Consider the following 16,259-nt stretch of genomic DNA (forward strand, 5'->3'; position numbering starts at 1 on the left):
TCGGTGCGGTAGCTCGGTGCGCTGGGGCGGAGGGGTCGATGCGGAGCATCGTCACCTTCGTACCAGTGCGGCGAGATGCTGTGCCGAGCACCTCCTCGCTACGGCGTGGAGTTCACCGACAGGCTCTTATCCTTGCCGATGATGTATCCGCCCGAACCAGCTGAGAGCAAGCAGCGTCTCCACTCTGTGACCCAAGCGCTCGAAGTTGCCTCGTTTCGCTCACGCTTCGTGTTCGGCTGCCTGCAGTTCCTGCGGTTCGGCCTGCTGGAACTGGTCTCCTGCCTGTTTCCGGCGTTCCTGTTCGCGGGCCTCGCGATCTCGAAGTACGTCGATCTCCCGATCGCCCGGTACGACGCCCTGCTGGTCTACTGCCTGGCGCTGACGCTGCTCTTCTGGGTGGTCCGCCTGGAGACCTGGCGCGAGGTCGCGGTGATCTTCGGATTCCACCTGGTCGGGCTCGCGCTGGAGCTGTTCAAGGTCCGGATCGGATCCTGGCAGTACCCCGGTGACGCGGTGACCAAGATCGGCGGGGTGCCGCTGTTCGCCGGTTTCATGTACGCCGCGGTCGGCAGCTACATCTGTCAGGCCTGGCGCCGATTCGACCTGCGGGTCAGCGGCTACCGGCCGATCGCGACGACGATCCTCGCCGCGCTGATCTACGCGAACTTCTTCACCCATCACTGGATCGCCGACCTGCGGATCCCGATCGCGATCGCGCTGCTCGTCGTGCTCCGCGGCACCTGGGTCTTCTACACCGTCGGCGTCCGCCGGTACCGGATGCCGCTCGCGTTGTCGTTCGTCCTGATCGGCTTCTTCCTCTGGGTCGCCGAGAACTTCGGCACCTTCCTGGACGCCTGGAACTACCCCGATCAGGTCGACGTGTGGCGGCTCGTGCACCCGGCCAAGTTCGGCGCGTGGGCGTTGCTGGTCAGCATGAGCTTCGTGCTGGTCGCGAGTGTGAAGGCCCTCGAAGGCAGGCTCTACCACCGCGGCACGCCGGCCACCGTGGCCACGCCGCGAGCGACGGAACCCACGATGCCTGACGCGGCAACATTGCCGCTGGACAACGACGCTGAGATCTCACCGCAACACGGGAATGCCAACCCCCACAGGGACTGAGGCGTCTTCAGTGGTGTGAGGCTCCTGAGGGGGAGCTGGGGAAAATCCGCCGCTAGTGAGGAGTTTTCGCATGTCCCGAAAGTTCGCCGCATTCATCGCGACCGGGGTGGCACTGGTCGTCGTCGCCGGCGCTCTGATCGCCTTGGCGCTGGGGCACGAGCGGCAACCACACCCGGCCGCGGCCAGCACCCAGACCTCCAGTACGCCGACGCCCACACCCACCGCGCCGACCGCGACGCCGACCAACAACGCACCGCCGTCGACCCCGCAGACCCCGGCCGGCGACCCGACCGCAAACCTTGTCAAAGGCAACAAAAAGGTGCTCTTCTTCAGCTTCGACGACGGGCCCGACCCGGTCTGGACGCCGAAGGTGCTGCAGACGCTGGCCAAGTACGACGCGAAGGCGACGTTCTTCCAAATGGGGAACCACCAGGCCGAGCACCCGGCGCTGAAGGACCAGATCCTGGCCGCGGGGCACACGATCGGCAACCACTCGATCTCGCACCCGCAGCTGACCGCGATCTCGAACGCCGAGCGCCGGCACCAGATCTACGACGGCCCGAAGTCGAAGTGCTTCCGGCCGCCGTACGGCGCGACGAACCCGAAGGTCCGCGCGGATATCAAGAACGCCGGCATGGTGCAGGTGCTCTGGGACGTCGACCCGCGCGACTGGGCCCGCCCGGGCGTGAACGCGATCGTGAACAACATCCTGCACAACGCGCACAACCACAACATCATCCTGATGCACGACGGCGGCGGCGACCGCACGCAGACCGTCGCGGCGCTGGACAAGGCGCTGCGGATCCTCAAGGGCCAGGGCTACACCTTCCTCGCGATGGACTGCTGACGCCGGCGAAAGACCCGCTCGGGGCCGGTTGATTCCTGGGGGATCAACCGGCCCCGGCGTACATCACACCGCTCTGCTGTCACCCGAAGGCCACCCCTCCCCCGTCGGCCAGTGCCGAACCGGCTCCGGCTCCTCGATCGCCAGGAACTCCGGCGCGGTGAGCGGCCGGACCGACGCCTCGATCGACTCCATCGCCGTCAGCTCGGCCTCGGTGACATGGAGGTCACGCAGCTTGCGGGCGGTGATGAAGACCCGTCTCTCGAACGATCCGACCGTCCCGTTGTAGGCCTCGACGGCGGATGTCAGCGACCGGCCGACCCGCCCGAGATGGTCGCCCATCACACTCAACCGGTCGTACAGCTCGCGCCCCAGCTCGAAAACCTGCTGGGCCGACTCGGTCAGCGCCGACTGGTTCCAGGCGTACGCCGCCGCCCGGAGCGTCGCGATCAGGGTCGTCGGCGTGGCCAGGATGACCCGGCGCTCGGCGGCGTACTCGAGCAGGGCCGGCTCGATGTCGAGCGCCGCCGACAGGAACGACTCCCCCGGCACGAACAGGATGACGAACTCCGGCGTCGGGGACAGGCGCGTCCAGTACGCCTTGGCGGCGAGCTGATCGACGTGCGTCCGCAGATGCCGCGCATGCGCCCGCAGGCGCTCCTCGCGAAAGTCGGCGTCGTCGGACTCGGCCGCCTCCAGGAACGCGGCCAGCGGCACCTTCGAGTCGACGACGAGGTTCTTTCCCTCGGCGAGCCTGACCACCAGGTCGGGCCGGAGCAGCCCGTCCTCACCGCTGGTCGTCGTCTGCTCGGTGAAATCGCAGTGCGCGACCATACCGGCCAGCTCGACCGTCCGCCGCAGGTGCAGCTCACCCCACCGGCCGCGGACCTGAGGTTTTCGGAGCGCGGTCGACAGCGAGGCCGTCTCGCGGCGTAACGCCTCGCCGCTCATCCGCACCTCGTTGACCTGTTGGTGCAGCTGGCTCTGCCAGGCCGCGCGGCCCTGCTCGAGCTGGTTCAGCTGGGCGTGGAGGCGATCCAGCGCCTCTTTCACGACCGCCTGACCGCCCATCTGCTGGCCGACCGTCGCGCGCTCCTGCGTCAGCTCGACCACGCGATCCTCGGCCGCATCCCGCTCGGCGGTGACCCGCGCGAGGGCCGCGCCGTCACGCCCACGGGACCAGAGCACGCCGAACACCGCGCCCAGCAGCAACCCCACCACCAGGAACAACAGCACCAGTAATACCGTCGCGCCACTCATGTCACAGATAGTGCCCGAGCCCGCCGACAGTTTCCGAAAGCCGCGCCCCCACCCCCCTGGTCAGGGGTGGGAGCGCCGACGATCAGCCGTTCTTGCGGGCGGCCCGTTCCAGGTCGTCGGCGATCGGCTGCAGGACGCGCGCGGCGGCCGCCAGGGCCTCCTTGAGCGACTTTCCGGCGTCGATGGCATCGTCGAAGGCCCGGTTGGCCTGAGCCCGCTCGTCCTCGGTCTGGACGCCGTACCGCAGCGCCCAGATCGCCTGCCGGCGAACCTCCTGACGCGTGGCCGCGCCCTCGTTCTTGATCTGCTGCATCAGGTTCTCGTACTGCCCCACGGTGAACAGCTCCTTCGGTGGTGCGCCGCTGGCGGCGAACAAGGCGGTGACGCTGATGGCGCCGGGATCCCCGTGATCGTTCCCGGGAATATGGCTGTGGCCGTAATGACCGCCGCGATTCAGCCAGATCGTCCGGCTGCGCGGGGACTCCGGCACGTTGTGCGGCGGGCTGGCGACGAACCGCGGCGGCGGCCCGGCCGGCCAGCTGTCCTTGATACCCCAGGACCGGATCGCGGTCATCATCGCCCGGAAGTTCTTACCGGGCTTCCAGTAGCCGGTGAACGGTTTGGCCGCGCGGCCGATCACCTCGACCTGGATACAGACCTTGCCGACCCGGTTCGTCATCGTCGAACCGTCGTTGCGCAAGGCGCGGCCGCCGACGTTCAGCGGCAGGAACTGACCCAGCCGATCGGTCAGCGGGTCGTAGAGGATCTGCGGTTCGGCGGATTTGTTGGTGAGTACCCGGATCATTGCGGCCCAGACCGAAGAAGTCCCGGGATCGGCTTCCGTGGTGTGCCAGACGACGCGCGGTGGTGCATTGGAGGTGATGGTGCCACCGGGGGCGGACGGTTTCAGCCGTTCGGCGCCCGGGATCCAGATCGTGCCTGCCATTGGTTCCTTCCTCACTTCGAGATCTGGTTCTCCCAAGTGCCCGATGATGCCCCGGACGGTGCGAGTTCGCATCAGTTGGGGCGCGTTCGGCGGGGGCCTGAGGAGAACGCAGTGTGTTCGGCGGATCACACACTGCTATTGGATCAAGTTGGCGGGAATCCGACAACAGTGAACCGTTGACAGCCTGGGGTGAGTCCACGGGAGGATGAGAGCGCTCTCAAGCCCCCACGGACGGCGCCCTCCCGTCCCCGCCGCCCGTGTGCCCTGCCTTCTCGCCTTGGGACGACTTGAGGAGGAACTGTGCGCATCAGACGTCTTCTGACCGCGACCGCCGTGGCTCTGGTGACCGCGGCCGGTCTGCTCACGGCCACCGGCGGAGGCGCCGCCGAAGCCGCCGTGCCGGCGACGATCCCGCTCACGATCACGAACAACTCCGGCCGCGGCGACGCGGTCTGGATCTACAACCTCGGCACCAACCTGGCCACTGGGCAACAGGGCTGGGCCGATGCCGCGGGCAACTTCCACGCCTGGCCGGCCGGCGGCAACCCGCCGACCCCGGCGCCGGACGCGTCGATCGCCGGGCCCGGTAACGGCGGCTCGATCACGATCCGGATGCCCAAGTTCTCGGGCCGGGTCTACTTCTCGTACGGGCAGAAACTCGTGTTCAAACTGACGACCGGCGGCTTGGTCCAGCCGGCCGTCCAGAACCCGTCGGACCCGAACCGGAACATCCTGTTCGCCTCGTCGGAGTACACGCTCAACGACTCCGGCCTGTGGATCAACAGCACCCAGGTCGACATGTTCGCGGTCCCGTACGCCGTCGGCGTCCGGCCGGCCAGCGGCGCGACCAAGACCACCGGTCACCTGAAGCCGGGTGGCTACAACGCCTTCTTCAACTCGCTGCGCAACCAGGGCGGCGGCTGGGGCAACCTGATCCACACCGCCCCGAACGGCACCATTCTGCGCGCGCTGTCGCCCTTGTACGGCGTCGAGACCGGCGCGATCCCGGCCAACATCATGGACGACTACATCAACCGCGTCTGGTCGAAGTACAGCTCGCAGACGCTCACCGTGACGCCGTTCACCGACCAGCCGGGGATCAAGTACTTCGGCCGCGTCTCGGGGAACACGATGAACTTCACCAACAGCTCGGGTCAGGTCGTCACGTCGTTCCAGAAGCCCGACTCGGCCAGCGTCTTCGGCTGTTTCAAGCTGCTCGACGCGCCGAACGACCTGGTCCGCGGCCCGATCTCGCGCACCCTCTGCGCCGGGTACAACCGCTCGACGCTGCTCACCAACCCCAACCAGCCCGACCCGAACAACTCCAACTTCTACAAGGACGCCGTCACCAACCAGTACTCGAAGAAGATCCACGAGCAGATGGCCGACGGCAAGGCCTACGGCTTCGCCTTCGACGACGTCGGCGCCCACGAGGCCCTCGTCCACGACGGGAACCCTCAGCAGGCGTACGTCACGCTCGACCCGTTCAACTGATCACCCCGCCCGCGGCACCCGGAGCTCAGACCCGGGTGCCGCGCAGGCGGTTCAGTAGCCGAGCGTGAAGCGCTTGCGGTTGTGCGCCGGCTTCTCGAACTCGTCGAGGGTGGCGACGGCGAAGTCCTCGGCGGAGATGTTCGTGCCGACCGGCTCGTCGAGGCCGAGGCGGAAGGTGCCGGTGCGCTCCCCCGGGGCGATCACGTACGCCGGGTGCTGCATGGTCCAGTTCACGCTCTCATCCGTCACCTGCAGCGCGTCGAGCGCCTGAGCGACGGTCAGGGACTCCTGCTTGTACTCCGCCGGGAAGTCCGGCCCGTCGACGACGCGCTGTCCGCCGATGCTGAGCCCGCCCGCGCCACCGACGACGAGCAGCCGGGTCGGAGTGCCCTGGACGGCGGCGATCAGGTTGTCGACGGCGTCCAGGTAGTCCTGGTGGTCGCCGCCGGTGCGGCTCGGGCCGAGCGCGACCGCGACGACGTCCGCGGCGCCGACGACCTCCTTGACCGAGGCGACGTCGTTCGCACTGCCCTGAACCGCCCGCACGCCGGCCGGGAGCTCGCCGCCGGAGCGGGTCACGCCGGTGACCTCATGACCGCGCCGGACCGCCTCGGCGGCGATTCGGCTGCCGACCATGCCACTTGCGCCGTAGACCGCGATCTTCATGGTGCCGTTCCCTTCAGAAAGATGAAAGCTCAACTTGTTCATCAATAGTATCCATTGGTAACCAGCTACTTCAACGTGCTATAAGTACCTTGTGGTTACTAATGGGACGTACGAGCGCGGCGACCTCTTCGACCCGAACTGCGGCACCCGCCTGATCCTCGACCGGATCGGCGACAAGTGGACGGCGCTCGCCGTGCTCCGGCTGCAACACGGGCCGCTCCGCTTCACCGAGCTCCGCGACGGTATCGGCAGCGTCGCGCCCAAGGTGCTCACCCAGACCCTGCGCCGCCTCGAGCGGGACGGCCTCCTCACCCGCGAGGTCTTCGCCGAGGTCCCACCCCGCGTCGTCTACGACCTGACCCCGATGGGCCGCTCCCTGATCGGCCCACTCACCGCCGTCAGCGACTGGGCCGAGGAGCACATCAACGCCATCACCACCGCCCAGGGCCAGTACGACGCCGGCTCCTGATCAGCCGTTGCCGCGCCGCGCCTACAGTCGAGCCATGAGCTTCGATTGGGGAGTCGGCGAGTATGAATGGGTCGCCGCGGACCTCGCACCGGCCGCACAGCTGCTGGTGACGAGCGCAGCGATCGCACCGGGCGAGCACGTGGTCGACGTCGGCGCCGGGACCGGCAGTGCGGCGCTGCTGGCGGCTGAGCTGGGCGCACGCGTCACAGCGGTCGAGCCGGCCGCCCGACTCCGAGAGGTCGCCGCCCAGGCGGCCGCTGCGCGCAGCCTGGCCGAGCTGAGCGTGCTGGACGGGACCGCCGCGGACATCCCGCTGCCGGATGGTTCTGCGGACGTAGTGCTCTCGAATTTCGGCGTGATCATGGCGCCGGCCCCGGTGGCCGCTGCCGACGAGTTTGCCCGCGTCACTGCGCCGTCCGGTCGGGTCCTGGTCACCGCTTGGATCCCTGGCGGCCCGATGGACCAGCTGGTCAGCATTCCGGCCGGTGCGGTCGCGAAGGTGACCGGTAGGTCGGCAGTCATGCCTAAGCCGGTCTGGCACGATGCGGACGCGGTCTCCCGGCTGCTCGAGCCACATGGGTTCGAGGTGACCACGACTGTGCATCAGCTGACCTTTGAGGTCGGCTCGCCGGCGGAGTACTGGGACACCCGCCTGTTGCGACACCCCATCGGCGCACAGACCACACCGAGGCTCGTACAGGCCGGCGTGTTCGACGAGGTGCAGGCGGCGGCGCTCGCACACCTTGAGCAGCTGATGCCCGAGTTCACCGTCGACTACGTGCTGGTCGAGGCCAGACGCTGAATTCCGCGTCTCAACCTTTCTGCGCCTCTGCGTCATCTCTAGCTCGGACGAGGGCTGAGAGGGGCTGGGGATGGACCCGGGACGGGACCAGGAGTTCGCCGAATTCGTGGATGGACGGTTCACGGCGTTGCAGCGGTTCGGCTATCTGCTGACCGGTGAGTGGCATCTGGCGGAGGATTTGGTGCAGACCTCGCTCACGAAGGTGTGGTTCCACCGGAACTCGCTGCGGAGCGGCAATGCCTTGGAGAGCTACACCCGGACCGTCATGGTCAACACGAGCACGCAGTGGTGGCGGCGGAAGTGGAAGGGTGAGACGCCGACCGAGGTGATGCCGGAGCCGGCGGTGGAGTCACAGTACGGCGTTGTCGACGACCGGGACCTGCTGCTGCGGGCGCTGGCGACGCTGCCGCGACGGGTGCGGGCGACGCTCGTCCTGCGGTACTTCGAAGACCTGCCCGAGGCGGAGATTGCCGAGACGATGGGGTGCTCGGTCGGTACCGTGAAGTCGAATATCTCCCGTGGCTTGGCCAAACTCCGCGAGCACCAGCTGGTCGTCGCCATCACCGCACCGGCCGGCAAGGAGGCCAGGTCATGACAGATGAGCTGAAGGAGCGCCTCGAGGCGCTGGTCGCCGATCCGCCGCCACCGAGCGGCGTACCGAGTCAGCTCGTGTTCACGCGCGTCCGGAAGGCTCGGCGTCGCCGGGCGGCCGGTGCGGGCGGGCTGCTCGCTGCGGCCGCGGTCGCGGTTGTTGCCGTGGCGGGCAATCTGAACGACTCGAAGAGCCAGCCACCGGTTCTGGGGCCGCCGCCGACCACGCAGGTCGCACCGGTCGAACCGCCGCTCGGCGTCCAGCTGAAACTGACGCCAACGATCAAGGGCCGGACGATGACGATGGCGGTCGAGGCCTCCGGCACTGTGCTGGTTCCGATCCTGGACGGCGCCTACGTGACGCCGAACAGCCAGGGCATCTGGTCGCTGTCGCCCGGCGCGGACTACTCCTTCGGGCATGGAGCCGCGAGCGGTGCGGACGGCGGTCCGCTCACCTGCGACGGCTCGAAGCGGCGGTTCACCGGGCGGTCCACCTTCCCGGCCGACCCGCATACCTATCCGAAGGCCGGAACGTACATGTTCACCTTCACCGTGCGGTTCTGCGGGCTGAACAAGCCCGTGACCGCCACTCAGCAGATCGTGATCAAGTAGATGGCCGGGATGGATCAGGAGTTCGCCGACTTCGTGGACGGACGGTTCACGGCCCTTCAGCGGTTCGGCTATCTGCTGACCGGTGAGTGGCATCTGGCCGAGGATCTGGTGCAGACGGCGCTGACCAAGGTGTGGTTCCACCGGAACTCGCTGCGCAGCCCGAACGCGCTGGAGAGCTACACGCGGACTGCGATGGTCAACACGAGTACCCAGTGGTGGCGGCGGAAATGGAAGGGTGAGACGCCGACCGAGGTGATGCCCGAGCCGGCGTCCGAGTCGCAGTACGGCGTTGTCGACGACCGTGACCTCTTGCTGCGCGCGCTGGCTACGCTGCCCAAGCGCGTCCGGGCGACGCTCGTCCTGCGGTACTTCGAAGACCTGCCCGAGGCCGAGATCGCGCAGATCATGGGCTGCTCGGTCGGCACGGTGAAATCCAATATTTCGCGCGGTCTGGCCAAACTGCGCGAGCACCGGCTGGTATCTGCCATCTCCGCACCTGCCGACAAGGAGGTCCGTCCGTGAGCGACTACTTGCGGGAGCGCCTCGGAGAGCTGGTCGCTGACCCGCCGCCTCCGACTACAGTGCCCAGCATGGCTGTCTTCGCCCGTGTCCGGACCGCACGCCGTCGCCGTGCGGCAGGTGCGGCCGTTGTAGCCGCGGCCGCTGCAGTCGCGGTTTTCGCCGTGTCCGGCAATCTGAACGACAGCAAGAGTGAGCCGCCCGTACTGGCGCCGCCGCCGACCCCAGTGCAGACGACACCGCCGCCGTACGACGTCACCGTCACGCTCAAGCCGGTGGTCAAGGGCCGGACGGTAACCATGAACATCTCAGCGACCGGCACCGTCCTGCTGCCGATTGCGGCGGGCGGGCTGGAGTTGCCTGCCCAGAACCTGATGGCGCTCGGTCAGGGCTCGGCGTACTCGTGGGGCGATGACAGCGAGCCGTTCAGTGCCTTCAGCAACGGAACTGAGTGCGTGAAGGCGAAAACGCCGTACAAGGGCACGGGGACGGTTCCGGCGGACACGCACACGTATGCGCGGCCCGGCATCTACATCTACACCTATCGGGCCAAGTTCTGCGGGATGAAGGAGTCAGCGACCGCTACCACGCAGATCCAGATCAAGTAGGTCAGAGCGTCCAGGCGTGGTCGGAGGTGCCGGTGGTCGGCCGGCCGGCCGCCTTCAGGTCGGCCCGCAGATCACGCGGGAGCGCGAACGTGAGGCTCTCCTCGGCGGTGGTGACCTCGTGGACGTCGGCGTACCCGCGCTCGGCCAGCCAGCGCAGGACGTCGCGGACCAGGATCTCCGGGACGCTCGCGCCACTGCTCAGACCGACCGACTCGACGCCGTCCAGCCAGGACTCGTCGATCTCGGCCGCGTAGTCGACCAGGTGACCGGTCTTGGCGCCGTACTCCAGGGCGACCTCGACCAGGCGGACCGAGTTCGACGAGTTGCGGGAGCCGACCACGAGCATCAGGTCGACCTCGGGGGCCATCTTCTTCACCGCGACCTGGCGGTTCTGGGTGGCGTAGCAGATGTCGTCGCTGGGCGGGTCCTGCAGCAGGGGGAACTTCTCGCGCAGCCGGCGGACCGTCTCCATCGTCTCGTCGACCGACAGCGTCGTCTGCGACAGCCAGACGACCTTCTCCGGGTCGCGGACGGTGACGTTGGGGACGTCGTCCGGACCGTCGACGATCGTGGTGTGCTCGGGGGCCTCACCGCTCGTCCCGACGACCTCTTCGTGGCCCTCGTGACCGATCAGCAGGATGTCGTAGTCCGTCGCGGCGAAGCGCTTGGCCTCGTGGTGCACCTTCGTGACCAGCGGGCAGGTCGCGTCGATCGTCTTCAGCTGCCGCGCGGCCGCCTCGGCGTGCACCACCGGCGACACCCCGTGCGCCGAGAAGATCACCGTCTCGCCCTCGGGCACTTCGTCGGTCTCGTCGACGAAGATCGCACCCCGGTTCGTCAGCGTCTCCACGACGTACTTGTTGTGCACGATCTCCTTGCGCACGTAGACCGGCGCGCCGTACAGGTCCAGCGCCTTCTCCACGGCCACCACCGCCCGGTCCACGCCGGCGCAGTACCCCCGCGGAGCCGCGAGCAGCACCCGCTTCGTCGCAACGGCGGTCGTCGTACCAGTGTCATCAGCGTGGGCAGTCACGCCACCCATGGTACGGGCCCCATTCCTGTGACCGGCATCACGCGTCGGGAGCCGTCCGCCCTGTCCGGACGGCTCCCAGGGAGGTGTTACCTGCCATTCAGCCTGCGCTCATCTCCCTTTCACCGCAACAGATTTTCCCGCTGCCACGCGCGGACGACAGCGAAATCACCCGGGGTCAGACCGGTCTGTGAATCGACTCTGTGGACGAGCTGACAGGGCCGCGCGAAGTAGGCGATGTCACGCTCGTCGACGCCGTCGTCCAGCCAGACGAACGGGCGTTCACCGACCCAGGCCGCGACATACGGCGTCTTCCAGGAGCTGGTCGGGATCGGCGTTCGATCCGGCCATTCGATCGTCGGCAGCTGCGGGAGTCCGAGGAGCGGGGCGAGGAGGCGGTTGGCTCCTTGCTCCCAACTGCTGGCCCAGACCAGGTCGAAGGTCGTCACCAGGTCGCGGAGCTCCGCGCCGTGGCTCGGATTGAGGTGCACCGTCCAACTGCGGTCGCCTTCGACGATCTCGTGGCGGACGAACTCCGCCGACGGTTCGCGAGGGTTGAGGGGGCCGTCGACGTCGAGGAGGAGAAAAGGGCGCACGGGGGAACGGTAGGTGGTGCGGGGAATTGTCGGTGGGGGGTCGTAGGGTCTGGGGGTGGCTTTGGAGACCTCGCCGGATGCGCCTGCGGCCGTTCGCACGATTGCGAACGGGATTGCGAGCTGGATCAACCAGCTGGGCGCGGTGTGGGTCGAGGGGCAGTTGACGGATGTGTCGATCGGGCGCGGGACGACGACCGTGTTCGGCACGTTGCGGGACACGGATGCCGATATCTCGTTGCGGTTCACATGTAATCGGCGGGTGTTCGAGGCGGTGGATCCGCCGGTGACGGACGGGTCGCGGGTGGTGGTGAACGCCAAGCCGAACTTCTTCGCCCGGCGCGGGACGCTGGCGCTGGCGGTCAGCGAGATCCGGCATGTGGGCATCGGCGAGCTGCTGGCGCGGATCGAGCGGTTGAAGCAGTTGCTGGCCGCGGAGGGGTTGTTCGCGGCGTACCGCAAGCAGAAGCTGCCGTTCCTGCCGCACACGATCGGGCTGATCTGCGGGCGGGATTCGGCGGCCGAGCGCGACGTGCTGGAGAACGCGAAGCGGCGGTGGCCGGCGGTCGCGTTCCGGGTCGAGTACGCGTCGGTGCAGGGGCCGGCGGCCGCGGGTGAAGTGATGCAGGCGTTGCGGAGGCTGGACGGCGACGACTCGGTCGAGGTGATCGTGATCGCGCGCGGCGGCGGCTCGCTGGAGGATCTGCTGCCGTTCTCGGACGAAGGGCTGATCCGGGCGGTCTCGCAGGCGAAGACGCCGATCGTCAGCGCGATCGGCCACGAGCCGGATTCGCCGTTGCTCGATCTGGTTGCCGATCTGCGCGCGTCGACGCCGACGGACGCCGCCAAGCGGATCGTGCCCGATGTGCGCGAGGAGCTGGACGGCGTCCGGCTGTTGCGGGAGCGCGGGGCCCGGGCGATCAACGGATGGCTCGAGCGCGAGCTGCATGCGTTGGCCGCGATTCGCAGCCGGCCCGCGCTCGCCGCGCCGGTCGCCGATCTGCAGCGTCGCTCCGATGAGATCAACGCGCTCGTCGATCGGAGCCGGCGGACGCTGACCCACCGGCTGGACCGGGCCGCTGACGACATCGCGCACCGATTGGCGTCCGTACGGGCGCTCTCCCCCAAGGCGACTCTGGAGCGCGGTTACTCCGTCCTCCAGCTCGCCGACGGGACCGCCGTCCGCGAAACCGCGCAGGTCGCGCCCGGCGAGCTTTTGCAGGCGCGCGTCAGCGACGGCCGCTTCACAGTCGAGGTCAAGACCGAGGAGAACCCCACATGACCGACACCCGGCCCGAGATCTCCTACGAACAGGCCCGCGAAGAACTCGTCGACGTCGTCCGCAAACTCGAAGCCGGCGGCACCACCCTCGAAGAATCCCTCGCCCTCTGGGAGCGCGGCGAAGAACTCGCCACCACCTGCCAGCGCTGGCTCGAAGGCGCCCGCGAACGCCTCACCAAAGCCCAGGAATCCCCCGAAAAACCCAACTGACCCCACCTCCCCCACAACCGGCGGACACCCCCGGCGGTACTCACCTCTGCCTGCGCCGGGATGGAGTGGCACGAGGTCTTCCCCGCTGGTGCAGGTGGCCGGGGTGTCACCCGTCCGGCAACTCACCGGGTGGAGGTTCGACTAGGTGGGGGTGGGGTTAGGAGGGTGGTGACTAGGGCGGTTAGGGCGGATTTCAGGTGGGGGAGGGAGTGGGTGGTTCGGAGGAAGGTGTGGAGGTCGGCGGCCAGGGGGGCCAGGAGGGTGTGGGCGGTGTAGTTGGGGTCGAGGGTGGGGTTGGCCTGTTCGGTGAGGTGGGCCAGGTGGCGGTGCCAGAGGTGGTAGGAGCCGATGCGGTAGCGGGCTCCGGGGGAGGCGTTCTCGCTGTCCAGGAAGAGTTCGGTGTGGCGGTCCAGGAGGTCTAGGTAGGCCTCGAGGAAGGCTGTGGCGCGCGTGGCGGGTGGGGCCCCGGGGCCGAGGGGTGGGGGGCCGGTGAGGATTTGGGCCTGGAGTTGTTGTTCACGTTCGTCGAGGAGGGCTACGGCGAGGCCGGCCCGGTCTCCGAAGCGGCGGAAGACGGTGCCTTTGCCGACGCCGGCTTCGGCGGCGATGGCGTCGAGGGAGACGTTGCGGACGCCGTGCGCGGTGAAGAGCCGGTCGGCGGCTTCGAGGACACGCAGACGGTTGCGGCGCGCGTCCGCCCGCTCCGGGCGCGGGGAGCCGACGACGGGCAGCTCCCGCCCACTGGGCGACGCCGCGGGCGCACCGGACGGCTGCGGAGTGGGCTCGCCTTGTGAAGCGGACTGTGGTCCGGTACGGTCTTTCATAAGAGGACTGTAGTCCGGTCATTAGGTGGGAGGAATAGCGATGACGGCTGTGCGGGTGGCGGTTGCGTTTCATTCGGGGTTCGGGCACACGGCGAGGCAAGCGGAGGCGGTGGCCGCCGGGGTGGGGTCGGTCGACGGCGCGACGGCGGAGTTGGTGCCGCTGGACGAGCTGACCGACGCAACGTGGGCCGCGCTGGCGGCGGCGGATGCGATCGTGTTCGGGGCGCCGACGTACATGGGGAGTCCGAGTGCGGTGTTCAAGGCGTTCGCGGAGGCGAGTTCGAAGGTGTGGGGGGCGGATCTGGGCTGGCGGGACAAGATCGCGGCCGGGTTCACGAATTCGAAGGCGATGTCGGGTGACAAGCTGAACAGCCTGGTCGACTTCGCGGTGTTCGCGGCCCAGCACGGGATGATCTGGGTCGGCCTGGACATCTACCCCGGCTGGTCGGAGAGCACCGCCAGTATCGAAGACCTGAATCGCCTCGGCAGCTGGCTCGGCGCGATGGCCCAGTCGGACGCCGATCTGTCGGCCGAGAAGGCGCCCCCGGCGACGGATCTGCGGACGGCGCACGCGCTCGGCGCCCGGGTCGCGACCATCACCCAGCGGCACCTGCGCGGAACGCTGGCGGCCTGATGGCGTGGGTGGTCCTGCTGGTCGCCGCCGTCTTCGAGGTCGCCTTCGCGATCAGCATGAAGCCGAGCGAGGGGTTCACCCGGCTCTGGCCGACGATCGCCGTCCTCGTGTTCGGCGTGACGTCGGTCGTCCTGCTCGGCAAGACGCTCGACCGGCTCCCCGTCGGTACGGCGTACGCGGTCTGGACCGGCCTCGGCTCGGTGGGCGTGGTGACGCTCGGCATCATCTGGTTCGACGAGGCGGTCACTCCGGCGCGACTGGCCTGTATCGGCTTGATCGTCGCCGGTGTGATCGGTCTTCGCCTGGCCGGCGCCGAGTAGGCCCGAACCGCCAGCGCTACACAATTGGCGCGGCCGGCCCGTCCCCCGCGGGCGCGCGGCGTCGACGGCGCATTGTGCCGACGTGGCGGTTCGCATCCGCGGCGCCGCGACCGAGCCGGGGCGGAATGTTGCCGATGGCATCGACTTGGGTGACCGGGTGCCGGCCGGCGAGTTGCCACAGGTCGTCGTCGGTGCGCAGGGTGCGGAGCTCGCCGAAGAGCTCGCGGGCGAACCAGACCGGATGGCCCGGGCCGTCGTCGTAGCGGCTGATCCCGAGCGGGGTGGCGACCTCGGCGACCAGCGACCAGACGGCCGCCGGGGTGACCCCGGGCTGGTCGCCGAGCAGGATGATGAGCCCATCGGTACGCCGATCCACCGCGTCCAGCGCGGGCACGATCGACGAGCTGCCGATATCGGCGTGCGGCGACTCGACGACGCGGACGCCGTCGAAGTCCACCCGGTCCCGGACCTGCGCCGCCGCGCTCCCCAGCGTGACGATCAGCTGATCGAACCCACATCCCCGCGCGGCCCCGACCGCCGACCCGAGCAGCGGCTCACCCTCGTGCGGCAGCAACTGCCACGGGACGCCGGCCTGCGGCGAACTCTCGGCGGCCAGCACCAACCCGGTGACGAACATCGGCGGATCAACTCCGCGACCGGGGAACGGCGGACACGACGGGGCTCCTTAGGGCTGTCCCCGAGTGGCTGGCCGAAGTATCGATCGAACCTCGCGCCCGGCGGCCCTGTCAACGAGCGTCCGAAAACTGGTCAGTACGGTGTCAGCGCAACACTCAGCGCAGGGATGCGGCGAAGGTCTCGAGGGCCGGGTAGCCGGCGTTCCCGGTGACGATCGTGGTCACCCCGGAGCCGATCAGCACCAGCGCCTGCTCGTCCTTGCGGTCCAGCAGGACCTTGCGCTGCCAGGTCACGCCGGCGACCGACGACGTCCCGTCGTCCGAAGTCCGGCCGAGCTCGTCGGACTGGAACTTCGCCCCGGTGACGTTGGACTGCTCGAGCCCGACGTACTTCTTCTCGTTCGTGACGACGCCCAGGTGCCAGGTGATCGGCGACTGCTCCGGTGTGCGGAACTGCACACTCGTCGCCGCCCAGCCGGCCGGCAGCGGCTCCGGGCCGCGCACCCAGGAGGCGGCCTTGCGGGCATCCTCGAGCTGCGCGCTGTACTCGATCGCGCGGACCTTCTCCTCCTTGGGCCGCCACGTCACGATCATCAGGAACGCGACCACGATGAAGCAGGCCAGCAACGCCCAGACCATGTTGGTCAGCGTCCGCGCCTTGGCGCGATCCTTGCTGTTCTGCTCCCGGTAGGCGATCGCCTCCGCGCGCGCCCGGGCCTTCTCCCGCGCCGCCGCCTCGTCCTGACCAGTCGTACCCATGACACGAGTGTCGCATCCTGGCTAAGACGTCCGATCACCGTGT

The 16,259-nt window shown here is 68.6% G+C and carries 21 protein-coding genes; 13 read left to right on the plus strand and 8 right to left on the minus strand.

Features of this window, described 5'->3' with window-relative positions; all coding sequences use genetic code 11:
* The first annotated feature begins 228 nt into the window (after positions 1 to 228).
* On the plus strand, positions 229 to 1,119 hold the full coding sequence (locus tag HPO96_RS27935) for a DUF817 domain-containing protein (protein WP_337796844.1): 891 nt from the start codon (positions 229 to 231) through the stop codon (positions 1,117 to 1,119).
* A 70-nt stretch (positions 1,120 to 1,189) separates the two neighbouring features.
* Positions 1,190 to 1,966, plus strand: coding sequence for a polysaccharide deacetylase family protein (locus tag HPO96_RS27940; protein ID WP_171677351.1), 777 nt, complete (start codon positions 1,190 to 1,192; stop codon positions 1,964 to 1,966).
* Positions 1,967 to 2,029: 63 nt separating this feature from the next.
* On the opposite strand, the gene HPO96_RS27945 is transcribed toward HPO96_RS27940, so the two are convergent.
* Together HPO96_RS27945 and HPO96_RS27950 are read right to left on the minus strand one after the other, a co-directional pair.
* On the minus strand, positions 2,030 to 3,223 hold the full coding sequence (locus HPO96_RS27945; RefSeq protein ID WP_238355615.1) for a DNA recombination protein RmuC: 1,194 nt from the start codon (positions 3,221 to 3,223) through the stop codon (positions 2,030 to 2,032).
* An 82-nt stretch (positions 3,224 to 3,305) separates the two neighbouring features.
* On the minus strand, positions 3,306 to 4,169 hold the full coding sequence (locus HPO96_RS27950) for a hypothetical protein (RefSeq protein ID WP_171677352.1): 864 nt from the start codon (positions 4,167 to 4,169) through the stop codon (positions 3,306 to 3,308).
* A 300-nt stretch (positions 4,170 to 4,469) separates the two neighbouring features.
* Here HPO96_RS27950 and HPO96_RS27955 point away from each other — a divergent pair, with 300 nt between their 5' ends.
* Complete coding sequence (locus HPO96_RS27955) at positions 4,470 to 5,663, plus strand: beta-1,3-glucanase family protein (RefSeq protein WP_171677353.1); 1,194 nt, start codon at positions 4,470 to 4,472, stop codon at positions 5,661 to 5,663.
* Positions 5,664 to 5,714: 51 nt separating this feature from the next.
* On the opposite strand, the gene HPO96_RS27960 is transcribed toward HPO96_RS27955, so the two are convergent.
* Entirely contained in the window at positions 5,715 to 6,329 is a 615-nt protein-coding gene (locus tag HPO96_RS27960; RefSeq protein WP_171677354.1) for an NAD(P)-dependent oxidoreductase, read from the minus strand.
* A 91-nt stretch (positions 6,330 to 6,420) separates the two neighbouring features.
* Here HPO96_RS27960 and HPO96_RS27965 point away from each other — a divergent pair, with 91 nt between their 5' ends.
* The 6 genes from HPO96_RS27965 (at position 6,421) to HPO96_RS27990 (ending at position 9,930) form a co-directional block, all read left to right on the plus strand.
* Positions 6,421 to 6,798, plus strand: a complete 378-nt coding sequence (locus tag HPO96_RS27965; protein WP_171677355.1) for a winged helix-turn-helix transcriptional regulator — start codon at positions 6,421 to 6,423, stop codon at positions 6,796 to 6,798.
* 34 nt (positions 6,799 to 6,832) lie between these two features.
* A complete protein-coding gene (locus HPO96_RS27970; RefSeq protein WP_171677356.1) occupies positions 6,833 to 7,600 on the plus strand; it encodes a class I SAM-dependent methyltransferase in 768 nt (255 codons plus the stop codon).
* Positions 7,601 to 7,670: 70 nt separating this feature from the next.
* Positions 7,671 to 8,195, plus strand: coding sequence for a SigE family RNA polymerase sigma factor (locus tag HPO96_RS27975; protein WP_171677357.1), 525 nt, complete (start codon positions 7,671 to 7,673; stop codon positions 8,193 to 8,195).
* Positions 8,192 to 8,803, plus strand: a complete 612-nt coding sequence (locus HPO96_RS27980; RefSeq protein ID WP_171677358.1) for a hypothetical protein — start codon at positions 8,192 to 8,194, stop codon at positions 8,801 to 8,803. Before HPO96_RS27975 ends, HPO96_RS27980 begins: the two co-directional genes overlap by 4 nt.
* Before the next feature lie 9 nt (positions 8,804 to 8,812).
* Positions 8,813 to 9,325 (plus strand): SigE family RNA polymerase sigma factor, encoded by a 513-nt coding sequence (locus HPO96_RS27985; RefSeq protein WP_171677359.1) that lies wholly within the window; start codon positions 8,813 to 8,815, stop codon positions 9,323 to 9,325.
* Between the two features lie 68 nt (positions 9,326 to 9,393).
* On the plus strand, positions 9,394 to 9,930 hold the full coding sequence (locus HPO96_RS27990) for a hypothetical protein (protein WP_171677360.1): 537 nt from the start codon (positions 9,394 to 9,396) through the stop codon (positions 9,928 to 9,930).
* Between the two features lies 1 nt (position 9,931).
* Here HPO96_RS27990 and HPO96_RS27995 read toward each other — a convergent pair whose 3' ends face one another.
* Positions 9,932 to 10,972 (minus strand): 4-hydroxy-3-methylbut-2-enyl diphosphate reductase, encoded by a 1,041-nt coding sequence (locus tag HPO96_RS27995; protein ID WP_171677361.1) that lies wholly within the window; start codon positions 10,970 to 10,972, stop codon positions 9,932 to 9,934.
* Between the two features lie 110 nt (positions 10,973 to 11,082).
* Positions 11,083 to 11,556 (minus strand): HAD domain-containing protein, encoded by a 474-nt coding sequence (locus HPO96_RS28000; RefSeq protein ID WP_171677362.1) that lies wholly within the window; start codon positions 11,554 to 11,556, stop codon positions 11,083 to 11,085.
* 55 nt (positions 11,557 to 11,611) lie between these two features.
* Between HPO96_RS28000 and xseA the strand changes: the two genes are divergently transcribed.
* Complete coding sequence (gene xseA, locus HPO96_RS28005; RefSeq protein ID WP_171677363.1) at positions 11,612 to 12,835, plus strand: exodeoxyribonuclease VII large subunit; 1,224 nt, start codon at positions 11,612 to 11,614, stop codon at positions 12,833 to 12,835.
* Positions 12,832 to 13,044 carry an exodeoxyribonuclease VII small subunit gene (locus HPO96_RS28010; RefSeq protein ID WP_171677364.1) on the plus strand — a complete coding sequence of 71 codons (213 nt, stop codon included), beginning with the start codon at positions 12,832 to 12,834 and terminating at the stop codon, positions 13,042 to 13,044. The genes xseA and HPO96_RS28010 overlap by 4 nt, the downstream gene beginning before the upstream one ends.
* Positions 13,045 to 13,166: 122 nt before the next feature.
* Here the strand turns inward: HPO96_RS28010 and HPO96_RS28015 are convergent, their stop codons facing one another.
* Positions 13,167 to 13,868, minus strand: a complete 702-nt coding sequence (locus HPO96_RS28015) for a TetR/AcrR family transcriptional regulator (RefSeq protein ID WP_171677365.1) — start codon at positions 13,866 to 13,868, stop codon at positions 13,167 to 13,169.
* Positions 13,869 to 13,908: 40 nt separating this feature from the next.
* Here HPO96_RS28015 and HPO96_RS28020 point away from each other — a divergent pair, with 40 nt between their 5' ends.
* Together HPO96_RS28020 and HPO96_RS28025 are read left to right on the plus strand one after the other, a co-directional pair.
* Positions 13,909 to 14,502, plus strand: coding sequence for a flavodoxin family protein (locus HPO96_RS28020; RefSeq protein WP_171677366.1), 594 nt, complete (start codon positions 13,909 to 13,911; stop codon positions 14,500 to 14,502).
* Positions 14,502 to 14,822, plus strand: a complete 321-nt coding sequence (locus HPO96_RS28025) for a DMT family transporter (protein WP_171677367.1) — start codon at positions 14,502 to 14,504, stop codon at positions 14,820 to 14,822. The genes HPO96_RS28020 and HPO96_RS28025 overlap by 1 nt, the downstream gene beginning before the upstream one ends.
* A 16-nt stretch (positions 14,823 to 14,838) precedes the next feature.
* On the opposite strand, the gene HPO96_RS28030 is transcribed toward HPO96_RS28025, so the two are convergent.
* Both HPO96_RS28030 and HPO96_RS28035 read right to left on the minus strand, forming a co-directional pair.
* The gene (locus HPO96_RS28030; protein ID WP_171677368.1) at positions 14,839 to 15,459 is read right to left on the minus strand and encodes a nucleotidyltransferase family protein; all 621 of its coding nucleotides are present in this window, start codon (positions 15,457 to 15,459) and stop codon (positions 14,839 to 14,841) included.
* A 154-nt stretch (positions 15,460 to 15,613) separates the two neighbouring features.
* Positions 15,614 to 16,216, minus strand: a complete 603-nt coding sequence (locus tag HPO96_RS28035; RefSeq protein WP_171677369.1) for a DUF4245 domain-containing protein — start codon at positions 16,214 to 16,216, stop codon at positions 15,614 to 15,616.
* Between the last annotated feature and the right edge of the window lie 43 nt (positions 16,217 to 16,259).

The organism is Kribbella sandramycini (assembly GCF_013131805.1).
In the GTDB taxonomy this organism is placed as follows: domain Bacteria; phylum Actinomycetota; class Actinomycetes; order Propionibacteriales; family Kribbellaceae; genus Kribbella; species Kribbella sandramycini.